This window comes from Paenarthrobacter nitroguajacolicus, from assembly GCF_031455195.1.
In the GTDB taxonomy this organism is placed as follows: Bacteria; Actinomycetota; Actinomycetes; order Actinomycetales; family Micrococcaceae; genus Arthrobacter; species Arthrobacter nitroguajacolicus_D.
Map to the genome: position 1 here is coordinate 269600 of NZ_JAVDSH010000005.1, position 21850 is coordinate 291449.

Sequence of the window (21850 nt, forward strand, 5' to 3'; positions counted from 1 at the left end):
GCGCCGCCCCGCCCGAACCACCCCACCTTTCACCACCTAGATACCCTCGATTCAGCACCTAGGTACCCCTAAATTCCGGCCAAAACGGGCCTCTTCACCACCTAGTTCCCGCATACTGCCCTGTGGCCCTCCAGCCCGCCCATAGTGTCCTTCAAAGAACGAGCCCGCGGTAAAACACGGCGGCCGCTCCAGAAAAACGTGGACAACATTGGGGTTGGGGAATTGAAGCTGAGTCAGCAACAAAGCATTGCCGCCGCCACGGATCAGTGGATCACCGGCATTCCGGGTCGCATTCCGGGTCATGTCATTTTCGTAGAGAATCCCGAGCATACGGGCTACGCCAAGTCCCTCGCCGCTGAAGGCTCCACCATCCTCGTCTGCAATGGCGACAAGGATGACCGCGGTATTGTCCCGGTCAGCGGATCATTCGACGCCGCCGGTGAAGAGCTCCTGGTGGACGGCACACTCAGCCTCGAGATCCAGGATTACATAGCCATCCCGTTCGTGAACCTGGTGGGCGTAACCGTCGTCAGGATCACCACTAAAGAGGACTGGCAAGCCTTCTTCGACGATGCTGACGAAGCCCGCAGCTCGGGCCACTTCGTCCCGCAACTGACCGAGGTCAACGCGGTGCTGGCGGAACGCGGACTGCTGGCCGGGACCCAGAAGAACAACCTGCTGCTGTCCAGGCTCCACATCACAAGGGACGGATCTGTCCTCAGCGGACCATACGGAACCAGGATCGGCAAGGTGGGTGATCACCTGGCGGATCTCAAGATACGGGCCATCATGCTCCGTCCGGAGTCGGCGGTGGCCGCTGTTTACTACCCGTGGGACATCCAGGATTCCTTGGCTGCCAAACCTTGGATACCCCGCTACTTGGCCGCCTTGGACGCGTGGAAGTTCATTCCCCGTGAGGAGCGCCCCACCACCAAGCTGGTGGGATTTGGCACGAGCCTTTACGGTGCAGCACCAAGCGACCACCTTCCGTCACCACAGGCTCCCTTCATCCTCACAAGGGGCCTGGACCACACCCTTTTGGACACCAAGACGGGCCGTCTCTTCAAACTTGGACCGGATGCAGCCGTGATCATCGAGGCCGTCTCCAACCTGCGGGATGTCAAAGCAGCGGCCATCAGGACAGCGCCGCAGCTCAAAGTATCGGTCTCGATCGCTGAGGAATCCGCACGAGCTGTCCTGGCACGCTTTGAGCAGCTTGGCATCGACGTCATTGGTGCGAACCGATGACCGTTGTACCCATTCTCCCCACACCTCGCACACAGTTGCCGCTCTGGGTTCCCCTGACCACCCAGCATGATTTCGCTGCGGACAGCTTTACTGCAGTGAAGGCCGACGGCGTTCACGTCACCTTTGAGGATGGGCGGCGGAGGCTGTGTGCCAAGAGCGGACTCTGGAATGCCAACCTGGGCTACGGCAATCAGCACATTGCCGCGAACATCAGTACGGAACTCCAAGCAGCGTCGTATTTGCCGCTCTTCCGTTCGGCCCATCGCCAAGCCATTGATGCCTCCACAGCCCTCCTGGGCCTGCCAAAGCACGCCTTTCATCGTGTCGTGTTTTCCACCTCCGGCGGCGCTGCCAACGACGCCGCGATGAAGCTCGCCCGCCAGCACTTCGTCCTCGAAGGACAGCCGGAGCGGAAACTCATTGTCGGCCTCAAAGGCAGCTACCACGGGCTCACATATGGAAGCCAGGCTCTCAGCGGCGACGAACTCGGGCAGGCCATGTACTCAGTGGATCAAAGGAACATCCGCCACATAGCGTTCGACGACGGCAGGGAACTGACCCAACTGATGAACCGCGAAGGCCACAGGATCGCAGCCGTCATTGTGGAACCGGTCCTCGGATCGGGCGCGGAAGCAGTGCCGGACGACTTCCTGGAAGAAGTCATGAAGCACAGAAAGCAGCACGGCTTCCTCCTGGTGGCGGACGAGGTTGCCACCGGATTCGGCCGGGTGGGCGGCTGGTTCGCGTCGGATGAGTGGGCGGAGCAGCCGGACGTCATCATCACGTCCAAAGGCCTGACCAACGGCACCAGCGCATGCGCCGCACTGCTCATCGGCCAAAAGGTCACCGAAACCTTTGACAAGAACGAGGCCGTCTTTGTCCACGGCGAGACCCAGGCAGGAACCCCGGCAACGTGCGCCGCGATCCTGGGCACTATCGACGAAATGCGGAGGCTCGACTTCAGGACTCTCAACAAAGGCGTTTCACGTGGCCTGGACACACTCATCACTGAACTCCAGCGCACCAAGGGCGTGGGCAACTCCTCCGGCCGGGGCTGCATGCGGGGCCTCAAGCTTTTGTCCAACAACGGCTTGCCCCTCTCAGCCGAGGGAGTCCTCGCCGTAGTCAAACGCATCCACCATGCGGGCGCCATCGTGCAGCCCGGACCAGGCCGGATTCAGCTCTTGCCGGCTCTTGTTTACACCGAGGAGAACTTCCAGGAGCTCAGGACTGCGATCAAAGCTGGCCTCACCACAGCACACTTCGACGGAGTGTTCGCATGATCGCGGACCACCTGTGGAAGACGCGCTGCGTGGTGTTGGACGCAGGAATGTCGCCCAAGTACATCGATGGAATTACCCGCGGCCGGACAGGCCTGGTGGTGGACAAAGCACTGCCGCAGCATCGGGACAAACTCCTGGCCGGTGATCTCAAGGGTGTTCCGGTCCTGGAACTCACGGCCAGACCCGTCGATGTGGGCACCCTGCGCGTCGTGGGTACTTTCATTCGCGAGAACGGACTCCAAACCGTTGTTGGACTGGGAGGCGGGTCGGTTCTGGACGCCGTGAAACTCGCCGCCCTTTTCACGGCTGACCCGAGCCTGCCCATTTTCGCGGAACGGCACGCTAAACGCTCGGGACTCCTGGTCCTGCCTCCAGTCACCACAACCAAGGAACGCCCCAAGACCATTCTTATGCCGTCCACCGTGGGGACCGGCGCGGAAGTCAGCGGCGTAGCGTGCCTGGACACCGCCGTCGGGCGCCGTTTGATCGTCTCCCGCCGCCTGGCGGGTGACACCGCAATGCTCGACGCCGGCCACCTCGCCACCCTGCCGACGGCGATGGTCTTCGAGGGCCTACTGGAAGCGTTCCTTCGGGTGGCTGGAACCATGATCGGCAGCACCGCGAACATGTTCGACGACGACGGCTACTCGCTCATCCAACGGATCATCCGGCTGAGCCAACGCCTGCTCCGGGGCGATTCCCCGGAGCTGCGGCTGGCTGCGGGCCGCCTCAGCATGGAGACCCACACCGGTTGGGCGCTGATGGGACGCAACCCTTATGGCGCGAAACATTGGTACGTCGCCAACGAGCTTGCCTACGTCACCGGCGAACGGAAGATGGCGGCGACGGCGTCAGTAATCGGTCCCATCTGGCGGGAGATCGCCAGCGGAGCAGCAGCATGGGGAGACAAAGCCCGCCTCCACGAGCTGTGGGCCGTGGTGAGGGACGTTGAGCCTTCGCTTGACCCCAGTCCCGGCGGAGGCATCGATGAGTTGATGTCGCGGTGGGGCATAGCCGGGCTTGGCGCAATCAGCAAAGACACGGAGTCGCGAACCGCCGACGCAACCGTCCAGAACTGGGGTGGGGCGCTGCCCATGCTGCGCGGAATCGACGCCGTTCAGGTGCAGCACGTGCTCGCCGGAGCGGCGGCAGCAACCCGGACGGCGGCAGCAGCCCAAAACTTGCCAAGCCCAGTGGGCCAACTACGAGTGGCAGGGGAGAGGGGGTGAAGCACATGAACATCAGCACAGCAGTCAAGCCCCTGGACCTCAGCATCCAGGAACTTGAACCCATGGACGTCCCGGATGACTGGGACGAGCGCATCAAGGGAATCTCAGCAGGCCTGGCTTTGGTGGGGATCGCGGTCGCGATCACCTGATCGGCCTCACAGCGGAAAAGCACGCCCGCAGGCCACTCTGCGCCGAGAGGAGGTGAACGCACATGCAGGATCAGCTCAACATCTCCATCCAGGAGATCGAGTCGATGGATACCCCGGACTTCAACAACTGGTTCATCGGAGTCACCCAGGGAGTCGCCATCGGCATCATCGCCGTCAGCATCACCTAAGCCAGCCACGGCCCAAAAACGGCAAGCACCGAACAGACAAACAAAGAAGAGAAAGGAGGAGCCAATGATCGCAACCTCGAACCTCCAGCTGTCCATCGAAGAGCTCGAGAACCTCGACACCCCGGACGATACACCGTGGTACATCCGGGTCGGTGACGTCATCATCATCGCCGGCATCGTCGTCGGCATCGCCGCCACCTAGCCAGTGCACGCGGGTGGTGTTCCGTTCCGTCGCCACCCGCGTGCGCTCCCGGCCCAACCAACTTCCGGAGGACACAGTTGATGAAAACCGCTCCCGACAAGACTGCCGACGCCATCCTGCGCGTGCTCGGACACCTCGATCCGCCCGAGGATTTATACAGTGTTTCCGGGTCCCGCCTCTACGACCGGATCACCGCCAACGACCTCACCGAGCTTCCCGAGATCCTGGCCGCGGCTCGCAAAACGTCCGGTCCTATCCTCGAATTGGCTTCGGGTTCGGGCCGGATCACCCGGCCCCTCCTCACGCTGGGACGCCCGCTGACCGCCGTCGACTCTTCACCGGAAATGCTCGCACTACTTCAGGCCAGGGTAGCCAGCCGGGCCTTCAATCCCAGGGAGGTTCGGGTGGACTTGGTGGAGGCGGACATGTCCCGCTTTGAGCTCGACGGCGGGTACGGTTGCGTGGTTCTCGGTGCCAGTTCCATCACCCTCCTGGATGGGTCCACCCGGCGTGAGCTCTTCCGCCGCGTCCGTGACTGCCTGACGCCGGACGGCGTCTTCCTGCTGACCGTCCTGAACGCTGACAGCCACCAAGCAGCAGACGACGACGGCGACACCACCATCTCTGCGTTCGGGGAAGACTCATTCCTGATCACCGCCGAAAGCCGTGATCCTGTTAATGGGGCACGGCATGTGACCATGATCCACGTCAGCTTCAACGAGGGCGGCACCTACCGGTCCTCCGCCTACACCAGCGAGGTTGCCTTCGTCAGCAACGACCTCATCGCGGAGGAAATCGTGGGCCAGGGGCTCACCATCCGGGAACGCCGTCCGGTTCGGATCGCGTCCCGCAGTTCCCGCCTAAACGACATTGAGCTGTGGGTGTGCGCAGCATGAGCCTCGATCCCGTCCGCACGCTGGACCCATCCTCAGGGTTGGTGTCCGAGGCTTCCGTGTATGTGCCGAACGACGTCGGCTTGTGGCGAACCGTGGGGGTGCTCGCACAAGCGCGGGCCTCCCAGCCAGGGTTCGCATCCGCCGTCGGCGCTTTTGATGTCACCAAACGCGCCTCCTTGACCAGGGGCGCCGGGGAGGCTGTGGAGCGTTTCGCCCTGGTACCCGCTCAGACCGATGACGAGCACCTTCGTGCCCGGCCAGGCAGCGACGAGCAGCGCCTTGATTTCGTCACGGCCGGGCTGGGTCGAGCGTCGGCGTTGGCGTTCGATTTCCCTTGGTACCGAGCTACTGACCTCCTGACGCAAAAAGTGACCTATGTTCCGGCTCCGCTGGTGGATTACGGTCCCGGGCTCGCGGGGCTCAATCCGTGGGACACGTTCTTCGATCCGTCCCCGAATGGCGCCGCTTCGGGTCCGTCCGAAAGTTTTGCCCAGGCTGCGGGGATTGCTGAAGTTCTGGAGCGTGATGCCTTCCTTTCCGCTTGGCGTAACAGGACGCCGCTCCACCTCTTCGACGTCGCCGGTCTGCAGGATGCGCGCGGCAACCGAAGCTTGGTAGCGCTTCTCGCCACCGCCCGCGCAGCTGGGGTGGAGCCTACGCTCGCGTTCGTTCCTCAGCATGGCGGCCCTTTGGAGACAGCGGTTTGTATCGTTACCAACCCCTCCGGACCAAGGCCGTTCGGCGCCGTCGGGTTGAAAGCTTCGCCGGACCCCGTAGCAGCGCTGCGGGGAGCCCTGCAGGAAGGACTGCAGATACGGGAGCTCTTCCTTGCCCGCACACAGGCTGCTGTTCCCGTGCTGGCAGTTACCGACGACGAATCACGCGCTGAGTTCTGGACCACCGAACCCGCCATCTACGAGTTGCTTCAGTGGGTCAGTACATTCACGCCGTCTCCGCTGCCTGCCTGTCAGCCGGTAGCCAGCGTCGACGCCCTGGTAAATCACTTGGAGGGGAGGGACATCCCGACCTTGTGGGTCAGCCTCACCCACCGGCTCCCGGAAGCCATCCGGGATATGGGCTGGGTGGCCGGCAAGGTCATCTGCCCCGGTACGGTCCCCTTGTCGATGGACGAAACCAAAGGTCTGTCCGGTACGGCCTCTACCCCGCATCCCTTGATATGAACCGCGCAGCAAAAGCCGGAACCACTGTGGAATGGCCGGTCCAACTCGCCCCCACGGCCTCCATCGACGAACCGCTAAAGGAGGGCGGCCCGTGGATTGTTGCCGTGAACGGTGTGCCGAAAGCGCGGGTCTCTGCCGACGTCGCCCATGTCCTCAAAGTGGTGGACGGCCATAAAGACCCGGCGCAGGTTGCCGTCCGCCTGGGATCGCCGTGGACATCCGCGGACGTCATGGGAATTGTGCGTCAGCTCGCGCACACCGGAATGTTCGACGCCGGCGCGCGGCCGGCAGAGGCACGACGGGTCCAGTTCCGGGCGCCGCTGACCTTACAGTTCACGCTGTTCAACCCGGCCCCGCTGCTGCAGGCACTTCGACCGGTGGTCGCCGCGATGATGCGACCTTCTGCGGCCGTCGTTGCTTTGTTGTTGCTGCTGGGAGGCTTGATAGGCGCCGCGATAGCGGGACCGCAACTGTGGCGGGTCCTCGCCTCGCCACTTCCCGTTGAAGCGTACCTGTACGTTGTTGGCGCCATGTTTGTGTCCACGCTTTTGCATGAGCTGGGGCACGGGATGGCCCTCAGCTACTTTGGCGGAACACCGCGACGCATCGGGATCATGCTGTTCTACCTGTCGCCCGCGTTCTTCTGCGACGTTACAGACGGGTGGCGGTTGAGCTCACGAAAACAACGAGTACTGGTTGCCCTCGCGGGGCCCTTGGTACACGTTGCGCTTGGCAGTATCGCCTTGACTCTCCAAACCCTTCTTCCTGAGTCATCCGTGAAGGACGCGGCAGTCCTGTACGGCCTGATCTGCTACGCGGTGGCAGTCCTGAACCTTTTTCCTTTCATCAAACTGGATGGCTACGTCGCGTTGATGTCCGCCGTGGACATCCCCCACCTCCGGAAGAAATCGCTGAACGCGCTGGGCGAGATCGTTGGCTCCCGCGTTCTCGGCTCTCAGACGACCTTCAGGAGCCAAGGCCTCCTGCCGTGGTTCGGGCTCGCTTGCTTCATCTCCGGGATCGTTTTCATGCTGGTCGGGTTCCAGCGACTCATGCCGATCTTCCTGCAGCTCGGATACCCGGGGCACGTGGTTGTTCTCCTGGTTCTTTGCCTGCTGGTAGGAATGGCGGCCAAAAGTGTGTACCGGTTTTTCAGCACAGCGGCCAGGAACGGAAGTGCCCTGTGGCGGCGGATCCTCGTTGCGCTGCTGGGGTTTCTGGTCGCTGGCTTGCTCCTGGCCATCATTCCGGTGCGGCCAGTGACGGTAGCCGGGTACACCTATCACGATGGCCAATTGAGCATCGTGGTCCCGCTCGAAGGCTCGGCCTATGCGCTCTCACCGGGGGATCACGTCACCTTGCAATCGCAGGGAATGATCATTCACGAGAACCTGGGGCGGGCCACCGTGGGCGAGCAGCCGCCGTCGAAATCCATGGCACCGCTGGAAACACTGGTTCCCGTAGCGCTGGAAGGCGGCAGCCTTCCCGTCCTCGCCTTCCCGGCGCGCTTGGAATCAGGGACCAATCTTTCCTCCTCAGGACGTGCGGAAGTCACCAGCCAACAGCAATCAAGCCTGGGGGAGTGGCTGTGGGACTCGGTTACGACATCGCCGTTGTGGCCCGCCCATTCCGTCGATGCGTTGAAAGGGCGATCGTGACGATTCATGCCAGCTTTGATCATTTCAGCAAGAAACGAGGCTCGAGATTCGCCGTCGAAGACCTGACGTTCGACGTTCGGGCCGGCACTGTCGTGGGCCTGATCGGCCCCAACGGGGCGGGGAAAAGCACGGCGCTCGCTGGCCTGACCGGGCTCTTGGAACCGACCTCCGGCAGGGCGACGGTGTTCGGCTCCGACTACCGGACGCTGCGTCGTCCCGCCACGAAGGTGGGGGTGTACCTGGAGGGGATGGATGTGGAGCCCGGGCTCACCGGACGGCGCCACCTGCAGATCTGCCAACTCGCGGCAGGAGTTGACCGCGAAAGCGTGGACCGCGTCCTCGATCAGGTGGATCTTGTCGCCGACGCAGGCCGGAGGGTCCGGGACTACTCGTTGGGCATGCGGCAACGCCTCGGGATTGCGTCCGCCCTTGTCGGCAGCCCCCAGCTCCTTGTCCTCGACGAACCCGCCAACGGGCTGGACCCCGAAGGCATCCAGTGGCTCCGATGGTTCCTGCGCGATTTCGCTGCCGATGGAGGCAGCGCGCTCGTTTCCAGCCACCAACTCATGGAACTGGAACAGGTGGCTGACGAGGTAGTCATTCTCAAGCAAAGAACGCTATTCCGCGGGTCCCTGGACGAAGCGAAGGCCATGGGCGGCGGCAGCTTGGAATCCGCGTACTTCGCCATTCTCGGGTCGGCGGCCGAATGAACAGCCTGCTCTGCGGTCTCCGTTCGGAACTCCTCCGGTACTTCAGCGGGTACTCAGTCCTGGGCATCCTGGCCTTCAGCGGCCTGGTGCCATGGTTCGTTGCCAACTTCCTCGGCTGGCCCCAAAACTCGGATCGGCTCCAGGCCGCGGACAACGTTGGGATCTTCTGGGCCGTCGCTGCCAGCATTGCCCCCGTGGCCACGTTTGCCGGGAGTTACCTGGTCACCCGGGAGTCGTACTACGGGACGATTCGACGCAGCGTGGTGGCCTCGGGTGCGATGAGCGTGTTCAGGGCCAAATACGTTGCAGCGCTCGCTGTTGGAATGGGTACCGCGCTCGCAGGAATCGTGGTGTGGGGCGGCAGCGTGGTGTTCGCCCTGGCGCCGACTACCCGGGAGCAGTTGCTGGCGCCTGAATCACTGGGCGCCTTTGGCGCCGTCGTCCTTGCGTCCAGCCTCGGTGCGCTTTGGGGATGCTCCCTCGGTTGGATCATCCAGCACTACTACGCGACGACGATTCTCACCTTGCTCATTCCACTCGCCATTGAGCTGCCCTTGATGGCCAATGCTCCCGAGGTTGCGCGCTGGCTTCCTTCCGGGGCTCTGGCAGGTGTGGTGTCTCTGCCGATGGAAGGTTTGCTGGAGCCCGTAGCGGCGTTCCTTATATTCGTTGCCTGGACGCTCATTGCTGGCGTAGGGGCGCTGTGGGTGGTTCGGAGGAGGGAACTGTAGTGGTTGGTTTGGCAGCGGCCCTTCGCTCGGACCTCCGGCGGCCGTGGTTATGGAAGGGCTCGGCCATCAGCGCTGCGTTGGCTTTGGGACTCCTCGGAATACTGCTTGTTGCAGGCACTGACGGGGCCGGAGCGGAAACACCTGGCATGTCCACAGCCCTACTGGAAGCGGTGACCTCGTTGGTGCTGACAGTTTCCGCGGTGGCTGGGTCGTTCTCCTTCACCTCTGACTACCGGGCAGGCAGCCTCAACCGCCGGGTCTTGTTGTTCCAGCGGAGACCGGCGTTCCTCGGACGCGCACTCTCGACGGCGGCGGCCGCCCTCCTTGCTGGGGCCGCTATTGGCTTGGCCTTCGGTTTCGCTTCGGCAGTTCTCAAGGTTGCCGGGACGCTCTCTCCGAGCATGGTCCTGGCCTTTGCGGGGGCAGCCGCCATGGGGGCTCTCTGGGGCTTCGCCCTTGGCTCCCTCCTCCGGAACCACCTGCTCAGCCTCTTTGCGGTTCCGCTCAGCGTGGCCCTGCCCGGGTTGCTGCCCGACCCCTTACACCCAATGGGGACGTTCTTCTTCCCCGCGCTGGCCGCCGACTGGGCCCAACAAGCGGCTGTCAACATACCGGCGTCGGGGGCTTTCTGCGGAGCCGCAGGCTGGCTTGTACTGGTGGCAGCGGCAGCATTCACGGTGTTCGTGAAGCGTGACCTGGCCTGAAGAATCACCACATATTAAGGAATGCATTGTGAATCGAAAACCCCTGGTCTGGCTGCTCCTATCGTTAGTACTGGCGGCCTACGCCGTCTCCATTTTCGTGTCCAACACCCAGCAGGCGTGGTGGTCCACGGTTTCCGGAGTCATCATCGCGGCCGCCTCGCTGGTGATGGCGTGGAGGTTCAGCCGGGAGCTCAAGAACAACCGCCGTCCTTGAGCCACGGGCCAACCTCAGCGCCCCTTCGTAGCTTTGACCACCATCGCTGAACCGCCGCCTCGACGAACCGGCTCCGCAGCAGCTGTTGTTGATCCATCCTTGTTGAACTCGATTGCTGTCGCAGCACCGATTTCCGGATCTGATGTGAGGCCGTCACCTGCAGGAACCAGCTGGTGGCCCAAGGACTTCAGCGCGTCGCCATACTTGGCGATGAAGGCGGGTTCGGACGTTACGGTTGTGCCGTTCCTGGGTGCAGCGCGCGGCGCAGCAAGAGCTTCGGATACCGTCATTCCCAGGTCCACCCGGTTCAGGATGGTTTGCAAGACCGTAGTGATGATGGTGGAACCGCCGGGGGAGCCGAGGGCCAGGAACGGATCGCCGTCCTTCAGGATGATGGTGGGCGACATCGACGACCGGGGACGCTTGCCCGCTTCGATTCGGTTCGGGTCAGTGGCTTTATATTCCGTGCTGAAATCGGTCAATTCGTTGTTCAGCAGGAAACCACGGCCGGGCACAACAATTCCGGAACCACCGGTCTGTTCGATCGTCAGCGTGTACTCCACCACGTTGCCCCACTTGTCGGCGACAGTCATGTTCGTCGTCGAAATGTTCTCTGTATCCGTCTCATCGGCGAGCGGCGCCGCAGAAGACGGGCACACGCCGTCGTACGTTTCTATGTTGCCTGGGGCCACTGGCTTCTTGGCCGCCGTCGGACCGATTTCGCAGGCACGTTCTTTAGCGAACACGTCACTCAGCAGGGTCTGTGTGGGGACATTGACGAAGTTGGGATCGCCCACGTAGGCACCACGATCAGCGTAGGCAAGCGAACTGGCCTCGATGTAGTGATGCAGGGCGTCCACCGGCTGCATGTCCTTGAGGTTGTAGTTCTCCAGGATGTTCAACGCTTCGCCCACCGTGGTGCCGCCGCTGCTGGAGGGGGCCATGCCGTAGACGTCGTATCCCCGGTACTGCACCTTGGTAGCGTCCTGGTTCTCTACTTTGTAGTTCGCCAGGTCCTTGGCGGTCATTGAGCCAACCGGGACGGGAAGTGTTGTGTCCGTGGTCTTCGGGGGAGCCTGGACGGTTTTGGCGATTTCTTCGGCAAGTGCACCGCGATAGAAGGCGTCAGCGCCCTCTTTGGCGAGCAGCTTGTACGTCGCCGCGAGATCGTGGTTCTGGAACACGCTTCCGACGGCGGGAGCGTCGCCACCGGGAAGGAACAGGTCCTGGGTGGAGGTGAAGGCATTGAAGCGGAGCTTGTTATCGAGTGTCTGCTTGCGGAAGGTGCTGTCCACCACGAAACCGCGGGTAGCTACCTTGATGGCCGGTTTCAGGGCATCGCCCAAGTCCATGGTGCCCCAGCGCTTCAGCGCTTGCTCCCACGTTGCGGCAGTGCCGGGGACCCCCACCGAGACACCGCTGGTGACCAGTTCCGGGGTGAAGTTGTAGGGCTTCTTGGTGGCGGGGTCGATGAACGCATCGTTGGTGATGCCGGCCGGGGCAGTTTCACGGCCGTCGATGGTGCCAACCTGCTTGGTCTTGGCGTCGTAGTAGACAAAGTAGCCACCACCGCCAATGCCTGCGCTGTAAGGTTCGGTGACGCCGAGGGTGGCCGCTGCGGCGACAGCTGCGTCGGCCGCGTTGCCTCCCTTCCGGAGCACTTCGATGGCCGCCGCCGAGGCTTCAGGATCCACGGTGCTGACAGCCCCGCCGTAGCCCGTGACCGTAGGGACTTTGTCGGTTTGGCGGGGATCGGCGAGGGCTGGACTGGCCATCGCTCCGCTGGTCACGGTCAGTGCCAAGGCTGCCGTGACAGCAGCCAGCTGACGTCTCACATGTGTCATGGTGTCTCCCAGAATTTCCCAGACGATGATGTGGTTGGACGGTCCGGTCACCCTACCCCGGGGTTTTGCGGGGAACAACGGTTGCCTTGGCGCGGCGATGGGAGTATTGCGGGCGCGTGGGAATCAAGAATTCCGCCACAGCTGCGACACACTTGGGTATGTGGCGGACAGGTACAGGGTATGAGCTTCCCATCGAGAGCCGCTGACAGCCAACGGGCCTTTCGGTTTCTATATGAGTCCGCATACGCCGACCTCCTGAAATTCGTTCAACGCCGAACAGATCCGGCGAATGCCGAGGACGTAGTGGCGGAGGCATTTCTGATCGTTTGGCGGCGGTTCCAGGAAGTACCGGGGAACCAGGATGACGCCCGAGCATGGATCTTTGGAATCGCACGCAATCTGTTGCTGAATGCCCGTCGCAGTGAACAGCGGCAGCAGGCGCTGGGGGTCCGTCTGGCTGAAGCGTCGATGGAATCCCCTTCGGATTCCCACGCTGACCTGGTCAGCAGCCGGGTTGACCTAAGCAGGGCTTGGGCGCTCCTTTCGGAGGTCCATCAGGAAACCCTTGGGCTCGCCGTATTTGAAAACCTGGCCGCGCCCCAAGCAGCTCGTGTCGTCGGAATCTCGCCAGTGGCCTTTCGATTGCGCCTCACCCGAGCCCGGCGAGCTTTGAGGCTCCTGCTGGAACATTCCCCGCACCAGGCTCATGCCACGCCTCTCCCGACGCTTTCAGAAAAGGCATCGACACCATGAAAAACAACCAGCACATTGCCGAGATCCTCTTGTCCATGGATGCAGCTGAGCAGAGCCCGGCTTCTGATCCGGGTCGACGAGAGAAGGACCTTCGTCAAATTCTTGAAACCAAACCCAGCGTTTCTGTCTTGCCGGCGGTCCCACGCCCCGGCCGGCGTTGGAAAACGCTGGCGCTGGCTGGATCTACGGTCGCAGCAACGGCTGCCCTCATCTTTGTTCCGGCGCTTTCCGGGGGAGACCCCGCCTTTGCAACGTGGACTGCCGCGCCGGGTCAGCTCAGCGGGACCGAACGGGATGACGCTGTTTCCGACTGCCTCCGATCACGCGAAAGCGTAGGCGGTGGTATGTACTCGGACGATCTGGCCGTGGCCGACGTCGCGATCGCCGAGCGACGAGGTGCCTGGACAACTGTGGTCCTCACAGGAGCCGACGGTTTTGAAGCAACCTGCACCACAGATGCCTCGGCTCCATGGTTCAACAGGGGATCATTCGGATCCATAGGAAAACCCTTCCCTGGCGAATCCCTATCGGCCCGTGGCGTCAGGGCCACAGAACTGGGGACAGGTGTCATCTCCAACAAGCCTCTGTCCATGGCCGCTGGTCGAGTGGGAGCAGAAGTCACTGCGATCGTTTACACCAGCGCAGCGGGAAAACGGATCGAAGCAACGGTGTCCAAAGGTCAGTTCGCGTTTTGGCTGCCCGGTGCCGAAATAACAAACTCTTCCGATCAACGGGTCCCAATCGAGGTGACTTTCATCGATAACTCGAAGGAAACCGTCTATCTCAGCCTCTGACTGGCTACACTCAGTTGACACTTACGAAACGGGGGTATTGTGAGTTCTTCAACAACGCAGGTACCGCTTTCCAGCCAAACAGTAAACAAACTGGCGATCGTAGCCCTGGCTCTTGGTGGCCTGGCCACTTTCGCTGTGGGTGCCGGGCACGTTTCATTGAACCAGATCAAACTGAAGCACCAGAAGGGGCGGGGCCTAGCCCTGGCCGCGTTGGTGATCGGCTACGGAATTGCCACGGGGGCCCTTCTGAGCGTTCTTAGGTACATACCGACTTCCGTACAGCAATGGATCACCTGATTGTGCGGCAAGTATCGATCCCAGGCGCTCAGCGCCGGAGAGTTCGGGCTTGCCGAAGCGCCAATGGGGATGGTCAACCAAGCTGACACCGTAGGTGATCCCCGTGAGCATTTCGGGTTCAGGAACGTCGTCGTAGACGACAACAGTCACACCAGGCAAACCAGGATGACTGGTTTCAACCGGGATGTACCGCGGCTCGATCCCGCCGCTTATACGGTCGAGGTGGGACAGGAACTGCTCAACGCGAGTAGACACCTCGTTACAGTAGCAACGCCAAGGCGAAAGAGTGCGCTGGAGTTGGAAGGGAAGCTTACGCTTATTGTCCACATCGGCTCACCAACATCACCCAAAGCCCGCAAGCGGATCCTTCACCGGGCACTAACGAACTCACGATTCCAGGCGGGCTATGCCGCCAACCGGAGCGCAGCAGGTCGCACTATGCTGGCGGCATGTACAGCGTTCTTTTCGAGCAGGTCGTTCATACTGACTACGGTCAGTTCGATCTCACTTGGGGCGAGGAGTTCGCTGACGGTGTTGGTTTCAATGGAATCTTCGAACAGTTCTTCAAGGGGCAAGTCAATGGCCTAATTGGCGCGTCCGACCCTGCGGGACTGTACGTTCACTTTGGCCGCCGCTCAGGTGGCTCTTCTCTTCGCATCATCCTTATGGAAGAGCGGCCCCCGGACGCCACTGACGACGCGCTGTGGGAGGACATCGTCGAAGTATCTTTCACTCTCCCCGCAGGAAGAAAGTTGAAATGGAGCTCCTGGGCGGCTGAAACCAGCGGCACTCTGGACGCGATCCTCCCGGGCACATATCGGCTCCGGGCCAGCGAAAAGGGACGAGACGAGGGCGCTGAAGGTGAGTTCACCGAACAACTCCTCGACTGGTATCTGCTGGAGATCTGGCCGGAACCACCTCGGCCAGACCAAATACTCCGTTCTATGAGCATCGACGGCCAGTACTGGCACCGCACTCTAGGGGAGCAACACTCAAAGCCCTAAAGGGCGCGAGGATTAGTGCAGTGCACGGGTAGCGGCTGAGAAGTCCAGAAGTGGCCCGTGCGCGTAAACCGATCCCTATTCGTACATCACGGCCAACCAGCTAGCTGGCAGTCGCGCGGGATGATGCAGCCTAGGCATCCTTGTAGTGGAGTCGCCGGAGCGGGGAGGACGGGACGTCCGGCTTCGGGAACGTCGTCCCGAATTTCGCCCAGTGGCCGCTGCAGACATGAAGTCCCTCTACGACATCGCGGTTCTCGTACCGGTATAGGAGCCAAACGTGGATGTCGGCCAGCGGCGGGTTCAATTGCGGCGGCCTGAGGTCGTGCGAATTCGACGGGGGCACATAGCGGCTGAAGGCTGCAGTCAAATTCCCTGGCGGACCGAACGGGTACATCACCAGATGCTTGTTCGGGTACCCGTTCAACTTCGTGGCCAGGGCCTGCACCCCACCGCGCTGCTCCTTGTCAACGATGTGCAGCGATTGCCGAATCAAATCCCATGGATCAACAGGGGAGGGTTCGTGCACGATAGACCACTGGATCTGATGAGACTCAGCGTGCGTATGCTGACAGCGTTGAACGCACAGCACTTTGACGCCATCGTCGTAAGCCCGAAGGCCGAGGACCGGTTGGGGATCGACGCCTGGGCGCAACTCAAGTTCGTCGCGCGATGACCAATGATTTTTACACCCGGGCTTCGCCGTCCACCGCAGGACATCTGCCTTGATTTTGTTGCGCACGGCTTTGGTGGCGCCTCCCACGATCCTGTATGGCAGGATCACCCATACGCAGTGGGGCAGCGTCGCGTGCGGCATCGGGTCTAGGCTTTGTTGTGCCTCACGGATGGCGTACGGAGCGGTCGTAATCACTTCCGCCACGTGGTTCCCGTCCAGAGATAGAAGGTCGGGCATTTTCGGTTTGGATCCGTCGTCGTGGTGTTGGAATTCCACTCCGAGCTGGCCTTCGAGCACGATTCTCGCGTGCTCTTCTTCCGCCCTAAACGCCATAGTCCACCCTTCCACATGCCCGCTGAATCATCCTTCAACGGACGCTTGGAGGCTCCGGAGAGCCACCGCCTTTATGGTCGCCATTTCTATGGTTGGGCTAGCGGCGTAAGTGCCCGAGCGAGGGCCGATGTTCTGGCGCAGCGAGGCGCTCCCGAGCCGAGAGACACCTCGCTCAGTAGGTAAAGCAGCGCCATGCTGCGAGGCGCTGAATGCCGAAAATAGACGATCACCCTCAAACCATCGCTGATTAGAATCTCAAGTCTCAAGGCCTAAGACGATTCGCGTTCACCTTTCAGAGGCGACAAGCCCAGAATCAGGGGCGTGGAACGACCATCGACCTGGTTCCCTCCGAGGATCGTCCTCAACTCGATAAGTGAGGCCTGAGTGAGTAGGGATGGGTTCTTCTCAATCATAAGAGTGATGGTCTCACCCACCTGCTGCGGTGTAAGCGTCTCCACTGCTGTCCGTAAATCAGCCGGGCCAGCATCGTCTTCGATGCGGACATTCCGCAGTAGTCTCATTTGCTCGTCGCTGAATGCTCGTGCGAGGAGCGCAGAGACGAAACGTTCCCTTGCCTCGGTGCTGCCCATAGAGGCCCGATATTTTTGGAAGGCGACTTCCAGTTCAGTTGACGGCGTGTGTAGGGCTGCCTCGGCATCGGGGAGGATCACTTGGGAAGCATTAGGCGGGGTCGCTTTCCATTTCGTGGCCACGTTTTTCCAGGGAGCAGATAACGTCCGAACAGCTTTGTTTCTAGCCGATCTAATGCCTGGCACGGCTGTGTCCTGCCACCACTTCTTCACGTGCGGGGCCGCCTCCGCTGCAACCGCCGCCACGATGATTCCTAGACCCACCAGGGCCCCGAGTAACTCGGCCAATTCATCGTCTGTGAGCTCCCGCCTCTCGCCCGAGGCTGGTTCTGAAACGTATACGTACTCAACATACGGCTCACGGGCGCTGTCCTCGTCGGTTTCGAACAGCTCAGCATGACCAACGAGATCATTCGTTTCATTATCAAAGAGATGCGCACGATATGCTCCGTCAGTGTCTCGGGAGAACCCGAGATGTTGTCCATCGGGAACTTCGACGTCGAAATTCTTTCTAGCCATTTTTCCTTCTTTACGGGTGGGTGAGTGCTAGCACCGACATCCCTTGATCGGACGGTATCGACGGGGGCGGAGGGTTGCCGGCCCCCGTCGTGAAGATCAGCTTTGGTGGTAAGAGATAGGGTTTTGGGACTTGCTCAGCTCGACTTCGGTTCCGACCCTTGGATCGCCTTCCAGTAGGTCACCTACAACCTCCAGTCGATTGCCGTGCTTGATCAGGCCCCGCATGGTTGCGACTGCAAGAATGATGCCAGCGGGATCTACGATGCGCACTTCATCCTCCTCGATGGCCCTGCTGGCTTTCATCACCCAACATCCGCGGCCGGCTTCCCACGCATCACGCTCGCTCATGTTTGGTTCAGCCCCCACCCAGTGACGTCCCAAGGGGTCGTTCTGTACGTTCTGCTTGTGCCCCAACTTGATTTGCAACATCGCTAGCTCCTCCATACTTAGATACTTGAATAAGAGTATACATGTAGCTAAGTATCGGTCAATGTTCCAAACCGCCGCCTCTCAAGATATGGCTGGGCAAGTCCTGATACTGCCCGATAGGCGGTCCTCCACCGGCCGCCGTTCAGACTCACTCGGCGCGCGTCGGCACTCCCTACGTTCGGGGGCCTCCCGATTCCCGTAAGACCCGCCCGCAAAACTGCCCGGTGAGGGTGCCCTAAACGCTACACGTCCCCCCCAGCAAGTAGCGGCGGATCTTCACGCTGCCCGTCACCACGAAGGTTCGCGGCAAACCTGTTGCGAAGATCAGTGGAAAATCGCCCGCTCATGCTGCAAGGAGTCTGTGCCGCATGTCGCCCCAAACCTTTGAGACAACGCTGCTGCTCAAACAACCAGCCGCAGCGGCCGCTGTCCCAGCTGGACCGTGATCTCCTGCCCCCAGGACGCCGTCAACCGGTCGTCCTCCATCCCGTCCCCGAACACCACCAACTGGTCGGATGCCACGGTGATCCGGAGGACCTCGCCGGCTTCCAGTACCCCTTCGGTGAGCGAAGCACCCGTAACCGGGGACGGCCACGCTTCCCGCACGAACCAGGCGAGCCGTGGATCAGTGGGCGCCGGCAAGGCACGTCCGCCGCGCTCCAAAGCGATCGATGCGCACCAGCCCGTGGCGCCCGTGCCGGTGGAGACAATAAGGCCCGACGACGACTGCCGCTCAGTCTGTCCGCCTGCTTGGGTGAAACTGGGTACAGAGAGGGTGTATTTCGCCGACTGATGCGAGGCGTGCCCGACGAAAACTTCGTTGAGCGCCGAAAGCTGCTGACCGTCGTCGAGCGTTGCTGTCACGGTGGTGAGGTCCTGGCAGCGCAGCCGCCCCGGGTCTCCGGTGCGCAGCAGCGCGGCGGCGGCTGCCGGGGTGTGCCGGACCAGGACGCCGGGGTTGGCGCACGGCTCGGGATCGACGCCGATGACCGGCTGGCCGTTCAGGTACTTGGCCACGTTGGCCACCAATCCGTCCTGCCCCACCACGGCGATGATGTCCTCGGCGGTCAGCAGGAACCGGCTGAGGTCGGCGCGTTCCACTTCGGCTTGGCGCCAATCCGACGGTACGGAAGCCCTGATAGTTGCCAGGGCGTTGGTTAGACGCTCGTGCCGGTCCTGTACGTCCTGGATGCTGCGGCCCCGGGTGCTCAGGAAGAACTCCGCCTGCCCGCGGGTGGCGTGCCGGTCCAGGAGTTCCTGCAGTTCGGTTCGCCGGTGGACGAGGACGATGCGCGGGGTTGCCATGGTGGGTCCTTACTTGGTGATTTCGGCGGTGGCTGCGGGTTCCTTGAACAGCCCGGCGAGTGCTCCGCTGAGCAGGTCCGGGGTGATGGTGAGATTCCCGATGTTCGGGAGGCTGCCGGCGGCGTCCTTGAGCGCGAGGGCCAGCAGGGTGGCCTGTTCCATACCGCGGTACACCTCCATCGTGGCGGCTTCGCGGGCTGCGGCAGCTTCGCCAACCAGGCGGATCTGGTTTGCTTCCGCTGCGGCGCCGATGCCCTTTCGCTCGGCTGACCCTTGGGCTTCGATGAGCCCGGCTGCGGCCTTTTCTTCGGCGGCGCGGCGGGCGTTGGCGCCCTCTTGCGCCACCAGGTTCTCGCGGCGGACGGCCAGTTCGATCTGGCTGGCCATCTCGTTCTCGGAAATGGTGCGTTCACGTTCGACGGCGACCGCTCGCCTTTCGTAAACCGCCCGGTCCGCTTCGGCCTGGAGTTGTTCGCGCACCGGGGTCTGCAGGGCGCGTTCGACGTCGGATTCGGGGCGAACCGCGAGGACCTGGACACCGAGGATCTCGATACCTGTGGATTGGAGCCGTGCATCGGCCCGCAGTGCGTCGGTGAGCACCAGGCGGAGTTGGCTGACTCCGCGTTCCAGGGCCTCGGCGAGCGTGGTTGTGGCGATCTGGTCGATTGCGTGGCTCTGGCAGAGCTGGCCGATGATCGTCGAAACTTGCTCGCGTCCGGTGGCCGGCGCCTTGCCTGCGGTCTGCAGCCCGAAGTCGAGGCGGGTGGAAACTGCCACGGGGTCGATGAAGCGGTAGGTCACGTTTGCCTGGACACTGACGTCCTGGTGGTCGCGGGTGATGGCGTGGAAAAGAGTGGGGAGCTCCTGATCGTCCACGGGAACCTCGCTGAGTACTGAGTTGGCGGGACGGAAGAAGAACGCCTGGCCCACTCCTTGGTGCTTGACTGCACCCTTCTGCAGGTGCACGACGTAGCCGGTGGGGCTGCCGAGGAAGTGGCTGATCCAGGGGTAGCGCTTGATGGTGGCCATGATGTTCGCTCCTTAATTTTTTTCTCGTCAACTTGACGATAACTCGACTGTAGAGCCGGCGCGGCATTATTGTCAACATGACGATAATTACCTACGATTGATGCATGCCTGAATCCCACCCGGCGCCCCAGCGCTTCCCGGTGACCGTCGACGTCGTCGCCCTTACCGTTCGCAACGGAGAGCTGAACGTCCTGCTGATCACCCGACTCATCGAGCCATATCGCGGCAAACTGGCGCTTCCCGGTGGCTTCGTTCTGGCGGGGGAGGACTTGCAGGAAGCGGCGGGCCGGGAACTCGCGGAGGAGACCGGCGTCGAGCATCTGCCCGGGCACCTTGAGCAATTGGGGAGTTATGGTCCGAAAGGGCGCGACCCCCGCGGTGACATCCTGACCGTCGCCCACCTGCTGCTTGCGCCCGACTTTCCCGTTTTGGCGGCGGGCAGCGACGCCGAACAGGCGGCCTGGTATCCGGTTCGGGATATCCAGAGCGGGGAGTTGCAGCTCGCTTTCGACCATGCACAGATCCTCGAAGACGCGTTGGAGCGGGCCAAGTCGAAGCTGGAATATTCACCCCTCGGAGCGGCCTTCTGCGGCGAGGAGTTCACCATCGCCCAGCTTCGCGCCGTCTATGAGGCGGTCTGGGGTACGCGCCTGGACCCGCGGAATTTCCATCGAAAGGCGACAGGGACGCCCGGATTCCTCGAGGAAACCGGCCGAATGACAGCGGGCGACGCCGGCAGGCCGGCTGCGCTTTTCCGGCTCGCCCCCGCGGCGCGCCCGACGGCGGGTCAGCCCACGCGTGCGGTACTCAATCCACCCCTGATGCGCCCGCGGGAATCATGATGACCGTGAGCTGTGGGAACGGGCAAGAACTGCCGCGGCTGCTGAACAGGCACATCCTGCCAATGACGCCAGCGATGACTCTTTTGGAGCCATGGCCGATGGTCGCGGCGGAGATCAGCTGAGCCTGGCTAGCGCTGTCCGGTTCTGTCATCTGTCCCTCCCGGAGCCGGGCGTTTTGTGGCGCGCTTCGCCCGGATATAACGGTCAAGATAGACGGCCGCCGCGGCGACAACTAAGCCAATAAGCAACGCGTAGATAAAACCCACCGGCCGCAGCAGGATGGCGTACGTCCCGAATCCAAAGATGAAGACCAGAAGACTGCGCCGCGTTTTGTAGCTCATGAAGATCCCCCAAAGGAACGTTGCCGGCGTCCCTTCGCCGACGTGGTGCGAGCCTACCCGGCGCCGGGCGGAACGCAAGTCAAGAGACGGCTCAAACCCGGGCTGGCTCAGCGGCGGCCATCGCCCGGTTGAGCCGGGCCAGCACGTCATCGGGCGTACCGTTCGCGTCCACCACCAGGAATTCGTCGAATTCAGGGAGCGATCGGTAAGCCGCCCGGAATGCCTGGAGATCGGCGAGGGATTCCTTGTCGGTGCCGCGAGCCATGACGCGGTCGTGGGCAACACGCGGATCGACGTCGAAGTGGATCATGAGGTCCGGAGCGGGAAGCTTCCCCAGCAGCCACGGAATCAAACGGCCGCGACCCAATCCGTTGGCTTGGCGCAACGCGAGTTGGCAGTGAAGGTGGCGGTCCATCACCACCAGCCCGTCGAACTTTCGAGCGGCAGACGAGGCGCGGGCGTGATTTATCAGCACGTTGAAAACTCGAATGCCGGTCTCAACAAAATCGGCAAACCAAGGCTGCAGGTGCAAGTTCAATCTCGCGGAAAGAAGCGATAAATGCCTCCGGCCGGCGTGGTTACTGAGCAGCAGGGCGTTCCGTCCCTCGGCGCGGGCCGAATCGACCAAGGCGTGGGCCGCCGTCGTCTTTCCAGAACCGTCGATTCCTGTCAGAACAATGAGCATGAGGCCTCCCCTCGTTTCC

The 21850-nt window shown here is 62.1% G+C and carries 26 protein-coding genes; 17 read left to right on the plus strand and 9 right to left on the minus strand.

The features are described 5' to 3' along the window. Window positions 1–198: 198 nt before the first annotated feature. From mpaB to J2Y68_RS13270, 13 genes are all read left to right on the plus strand, one after another. Complete coding sequence (gene mpaB / locus J2Y68_RS13210; RefSeq protein ID WP_309994103.1) at window positions 199–1248, plus strand: daptide biosynthesis RiPP recognition protein; 1050 nt, start codon at window positions 199–201, stop codon at window positions 1246–1248. Then, the gene (gene mpaD / locus J2Y68_RS13215) at window positions 1245–2531 is read left to right on the plus strand and encodes a daptide-type RiPP biosynthesis aminotransferase (protein ID WP_309994105.1); all 1287 of its coding nucleotides are present in this window, start codon (window positions 1245–1247) and stop codon (window positions 2529–2531) included. Before mpaB ends, mpaD begins: the two co-directional genes overlap by 4 nt. Continuing rightward, complete coding sequence (gene mpaC / locus J2Y68_RS13220; protein WP_309994107.1) at window positions 2528–3760, plus strand: daptide-type RiPP biosynthesis dehydogenase; 1233 nt, start codon at window positions 2528–2530, stop codon at window positions 3758–3760. The genes mpaD and mpaC overlap by 4 nt, the downstream gene beginning before the upstream one ends. Window positions 3761–3765: 5 nt before the next feature. Then, the gene (locus J2Y68_RS13225; RefSeq protein ID WP_309994108.1) at window positions 3766–3909 is read left to right on the plus strand and encodes a daptide-type RiPP; all 144 of its coding nucleotides are present in this window, start codon (window positions 3766–3768) and stop codon (window positions 3907–3909) included. Window positions 3910–3971: 62 nt separating this feature from the next. Continuing rightward, window positions 3972–4097: a daptide-type RiPP gene (locus J2Y68_RS13230; protein WP_255773712.1), complete on the plus strand. Its 126-nt coding sequence runs from the start codon at window positions 3972–3974 to the stop codon at window positions 4095–4097. A 64-nt stretch (window positions 4098–4161) separates the two neighbouring features. After that, window positions 4162–4299, plus strand: coding sequence for a daptide-type RiPP (locus tag J2Y68_RS13235; RefSeq protein WP_211713282.1), 138 nt, complete (start codon window positions 4162–4164; stop codon window positions 4297–4299). Between the two features lie 80 nt (window positions 4300–4379). Next, window positions 4380–5195 (plus strand): daptide-type RiPP biosynthesis methyltransferase, encoded by an 816-nt coding sequence (gene mpaM / locus J2Y68_RS13240; RefSeq protein WP_309994111.1) that lies wholly within the window; start codon window positions 4380–4382, stop codon window positions 5193–5195. Next, on the plus strand, window positions 5192–6376 hold the full coding sequence (locus J2Y68_RS13245) for a YcaO-like family protein (protein WP_309994113.1): 1185 nt from the start codon (window positions 5192–5194) through the stop codon (window positions 6374–6376). Before mpaM ends, J2Y68_RS13245 begins: the two co-directional genes overlap by 4 nt. Beyond that, entirely contained in the window at window positions 6373–8034 is a 1662-nt protein-coding gene (gene mpaP, locus J2Y68_RS13250) for a daptide biosynthesis intramembrane metalloprotease (protein ID WP_309994115.1), read from the plus strand. The genes J2Y68_RS13245 and mpaP overlap by 4 nt, the downstream gene beginning before the upstream one ends. Then, window positions 8031–8744, plus strand: a complete 714-nt coding sequence (locus J2Y68_RS13255) for an ABC transporter ATP-binding protein (RefSeq protein WP_309994116.1) — start codon at window positions 8031–8033, stop codon at window positions 8742–8744. The genes mpaP and J2Y68_RS13255 overlap by 4 nt, the downstream gene beginning before the upstream one ends. Further along, window positions 8741–9475 carry a hypothetical protein gene (locus J2Y68_RS13260; protein WP_309994117.1) on the plus strand — a complete coding sequence of 245 codons (735 nt, stop codon included), beginning with the start codon at window positions 8741–8743 and terminating at the stop codon, window positions 9473–9475. The genes J2Y68_RS13255 and J2Y68_RS13260 overlap by 4 nt, the downstream gene beginning before the upstream one ends. Beyond that, window positions 9475–10179 carry a hypothetical protein gene (locus J2Y68_RS13265; protein ID WP_309994119.1) on the plus strand — a complete coding sequence of 235 codons (705 nt, stop codon included), beginning with the start codon at window positions 9475–9477 and terminating at the stop codon, window positions 10177–10179. Before J2Y68_RS13260 ends, J2Y68_RS13265 begins: the two co-directional genes overlap by 1 nt. Before the next feature lie 28 nt (window positions 10180–10207). Further along, window positions 10208–10393, plus strand: a complete 186-nt coding sequence (locus J2Y68_RS13270) for a hypothetical protein (protein WP_257369601.1) — start codon at window positions 10208–10210, stop codon at window positions 10391–10393. A 14-nt stretch (window positions 10394–10407) separates the two neighbouring features. On the opposite strand, the gene ggt is transcribed toward J2Y68_RS13270, so the two are convergent. Continuing rightward, a complete protein-coding gene (ggt, locus tag J2Y68_RS13275) occupies window positions 10408–12237 on the minus strand; it encodes a gamma-glutamyltransferase (protein ID WP_309994121.1) in 1830 nt (609 codons plus the stop codon). Between the two features lie 180 nt (window positions 12238–12417). Between ggt and J2Y68_RS13280 the strand changes: the two genes are divergently transcribed. Together J2Y68_RS13280 and J2Y68_RS13285 are read left to right on the plus strand one after the other, a co-directional pair. Next, entirely contained in the window at window positions 12418–12990 is a 573-nt protein-coding gene (locus tag J2Y68_RS13280) for an RNA polymerase sigma factor (RefSeq protein ID WP_309994123.1), read from the plus strand. Then, window positions 12987–13784 (plus strand): hypothetical protein, encoded by a 798-nt coding sequence (locus J2Y68_RS13285; protein ID WP_309994125.1) that lies wholly within the window; start codon window positions 12987–12989, stop codon window positions 13782–13784. Before J2Y68_RS13280 ends, J2Y68_RS13285 begins: the two co-directional genes overlap by 4 nt. Before the next feature lie 195 nt (window positions 13785–13979). On the opposite strand, the gene J2Y68_RS13290 is transcribed toward J2Y68_RS13285, so the two are convergent. Then, a complete protein-coding gene (locus tag J2Y68_RS13290) occupies window positions 13980–14336 on the minus strand; it encodes a hypothetical protein (protein WP_309994126.1) in 357 nt (118 codons plus the stop codon). A 194-nt stretch (window positions 14337–14530) separates the two neighbouring features. Here J2Y68_RS13290 and J2Y68_RS13295 point away from each other — a divergent pair, with 194 nt between their 5' ends. After that, window positions 14531–15085: a hypothetical protein gene (locus J2Y68_RS13295; protein ID WP_309994128.1), complete on the plus strand. Its 555-nt coding sequence runs from the start codon at window positions 14531–14533 to the stop codon at window positions 15083–15085. A gap of 130 nt (window positions 15086–15215) precedes the next feature. Here J2Y68_RS13295 and J2Y68_RS13300 read toward each other — a convergent pair whose 3' ends face one another. The 5 genes from J2Y68_RS13300 to J2Y68_RS13320 all read right to left on the minus strand — a co-directional run bounded on the left by J2Y68_RS13300 (window position 15216) and on the right by J2Y68_RS13320 (window position 19963). Further along, the gene (locus tag J2Y68_RS13300) at window positions 15216–16091 is read right to left on the minus strand and encodes a hypothetical protein (RefSeq protein WP_309994130.1); all 876 of its coding nucleotides are present in this window, start codon (window positions 16089–16091) and stop codon (window positions 15216–15218) included. A gap of 269 nt (window positions 16092–16360) precedes the next feature. Continuing rightward, window positions 16361–17200, minus strand: coding sequence for a hypothetical protein (locus J2Y68_RS13305; RefSeq protein WP_309994132.1), 840 nt, complete (start codon window positions 17198–17200; stop codon window positions 16361–16363). A 96-nt stretch (window positions 17201–17296) separates the two neighbouring features. Beyond that, window positions 17297–17629, minus strand: a complete 333-nt coding sequence (locus J2Y68_RS13310) for a hypothetical protein (RefSeq protein WP_309994134.1) — start codon at window positions 17627–17629, stop codon at window positions 17297–17299. Between the two features lie 402 nt (window positions 17630–18031). Next, complete coding sequence (locus J2Y68_RS13315) at window positions 18032–18934, minus strand: diacylglycerol kinase catalytic domain-containing protein (protein WP_309994136.1); 903 nt, start codon at window positions 18932–18934, stop codon at window positions 18032–18034. Between the two features lie 9 nt (window positions 18935–18943). Next, window positions 18944–19963, minus strand: a complete 1020-nt coding sequence (locus tag J2Y68_RS13320; protein WP_309994138.1) for an SPFH domain-containing protein — start codon at window positions 19961–19963, stop codon at window positions 18944–18946. A gap of 104 nt (window positions 19964–20067) precedes the next feature. Here J2Y68_RS13320 and J2Y68_RS13325 point away from each other — a divergent pair, with 104 nt between their 5' ends. Next, window positions 20068–20805, plus strand: coding sequence for an NUDIX hydrolase (locus J2Y68_RS13325; protein WP_309994140.1), 738 nt, complete (start codon window positions 20068–20070; stop codon window positions 20803–20805). A gap of 128 nt (window positions 20806–20933) precedes the next feature. Here the strand turns inward: J2Y68_RS13325 and J2Y68_RS13330 are convergent, their stop codons facing one another. Further along, window positions 20934–21146 carry a hypothetical protein gene (locus J2Y68_RS13330; RefSeq protein WP_309994141.1) on the minus strand — a complete coding sequence of 71 codons (213 nt, stop codon included), beginning with the start codon at window positions 21144–21146 and terminating at the stop codon, window positions 20934–20936. A gap of 91 nt (window positions 21147–21237) precedes the next feature. Continuing rightward, window positions 21238–21831, minus strand: coding sequence for a nucleoside/nucleotide kinase family protein (locus J2Y68_RS13335; protein WP_309994143.1), 594 nt, complete (start codon window positions 21829–21831; stop codon window positions 21238–21240). Window positions 21832–21850 lie beyond the last annotated feature (19 nt).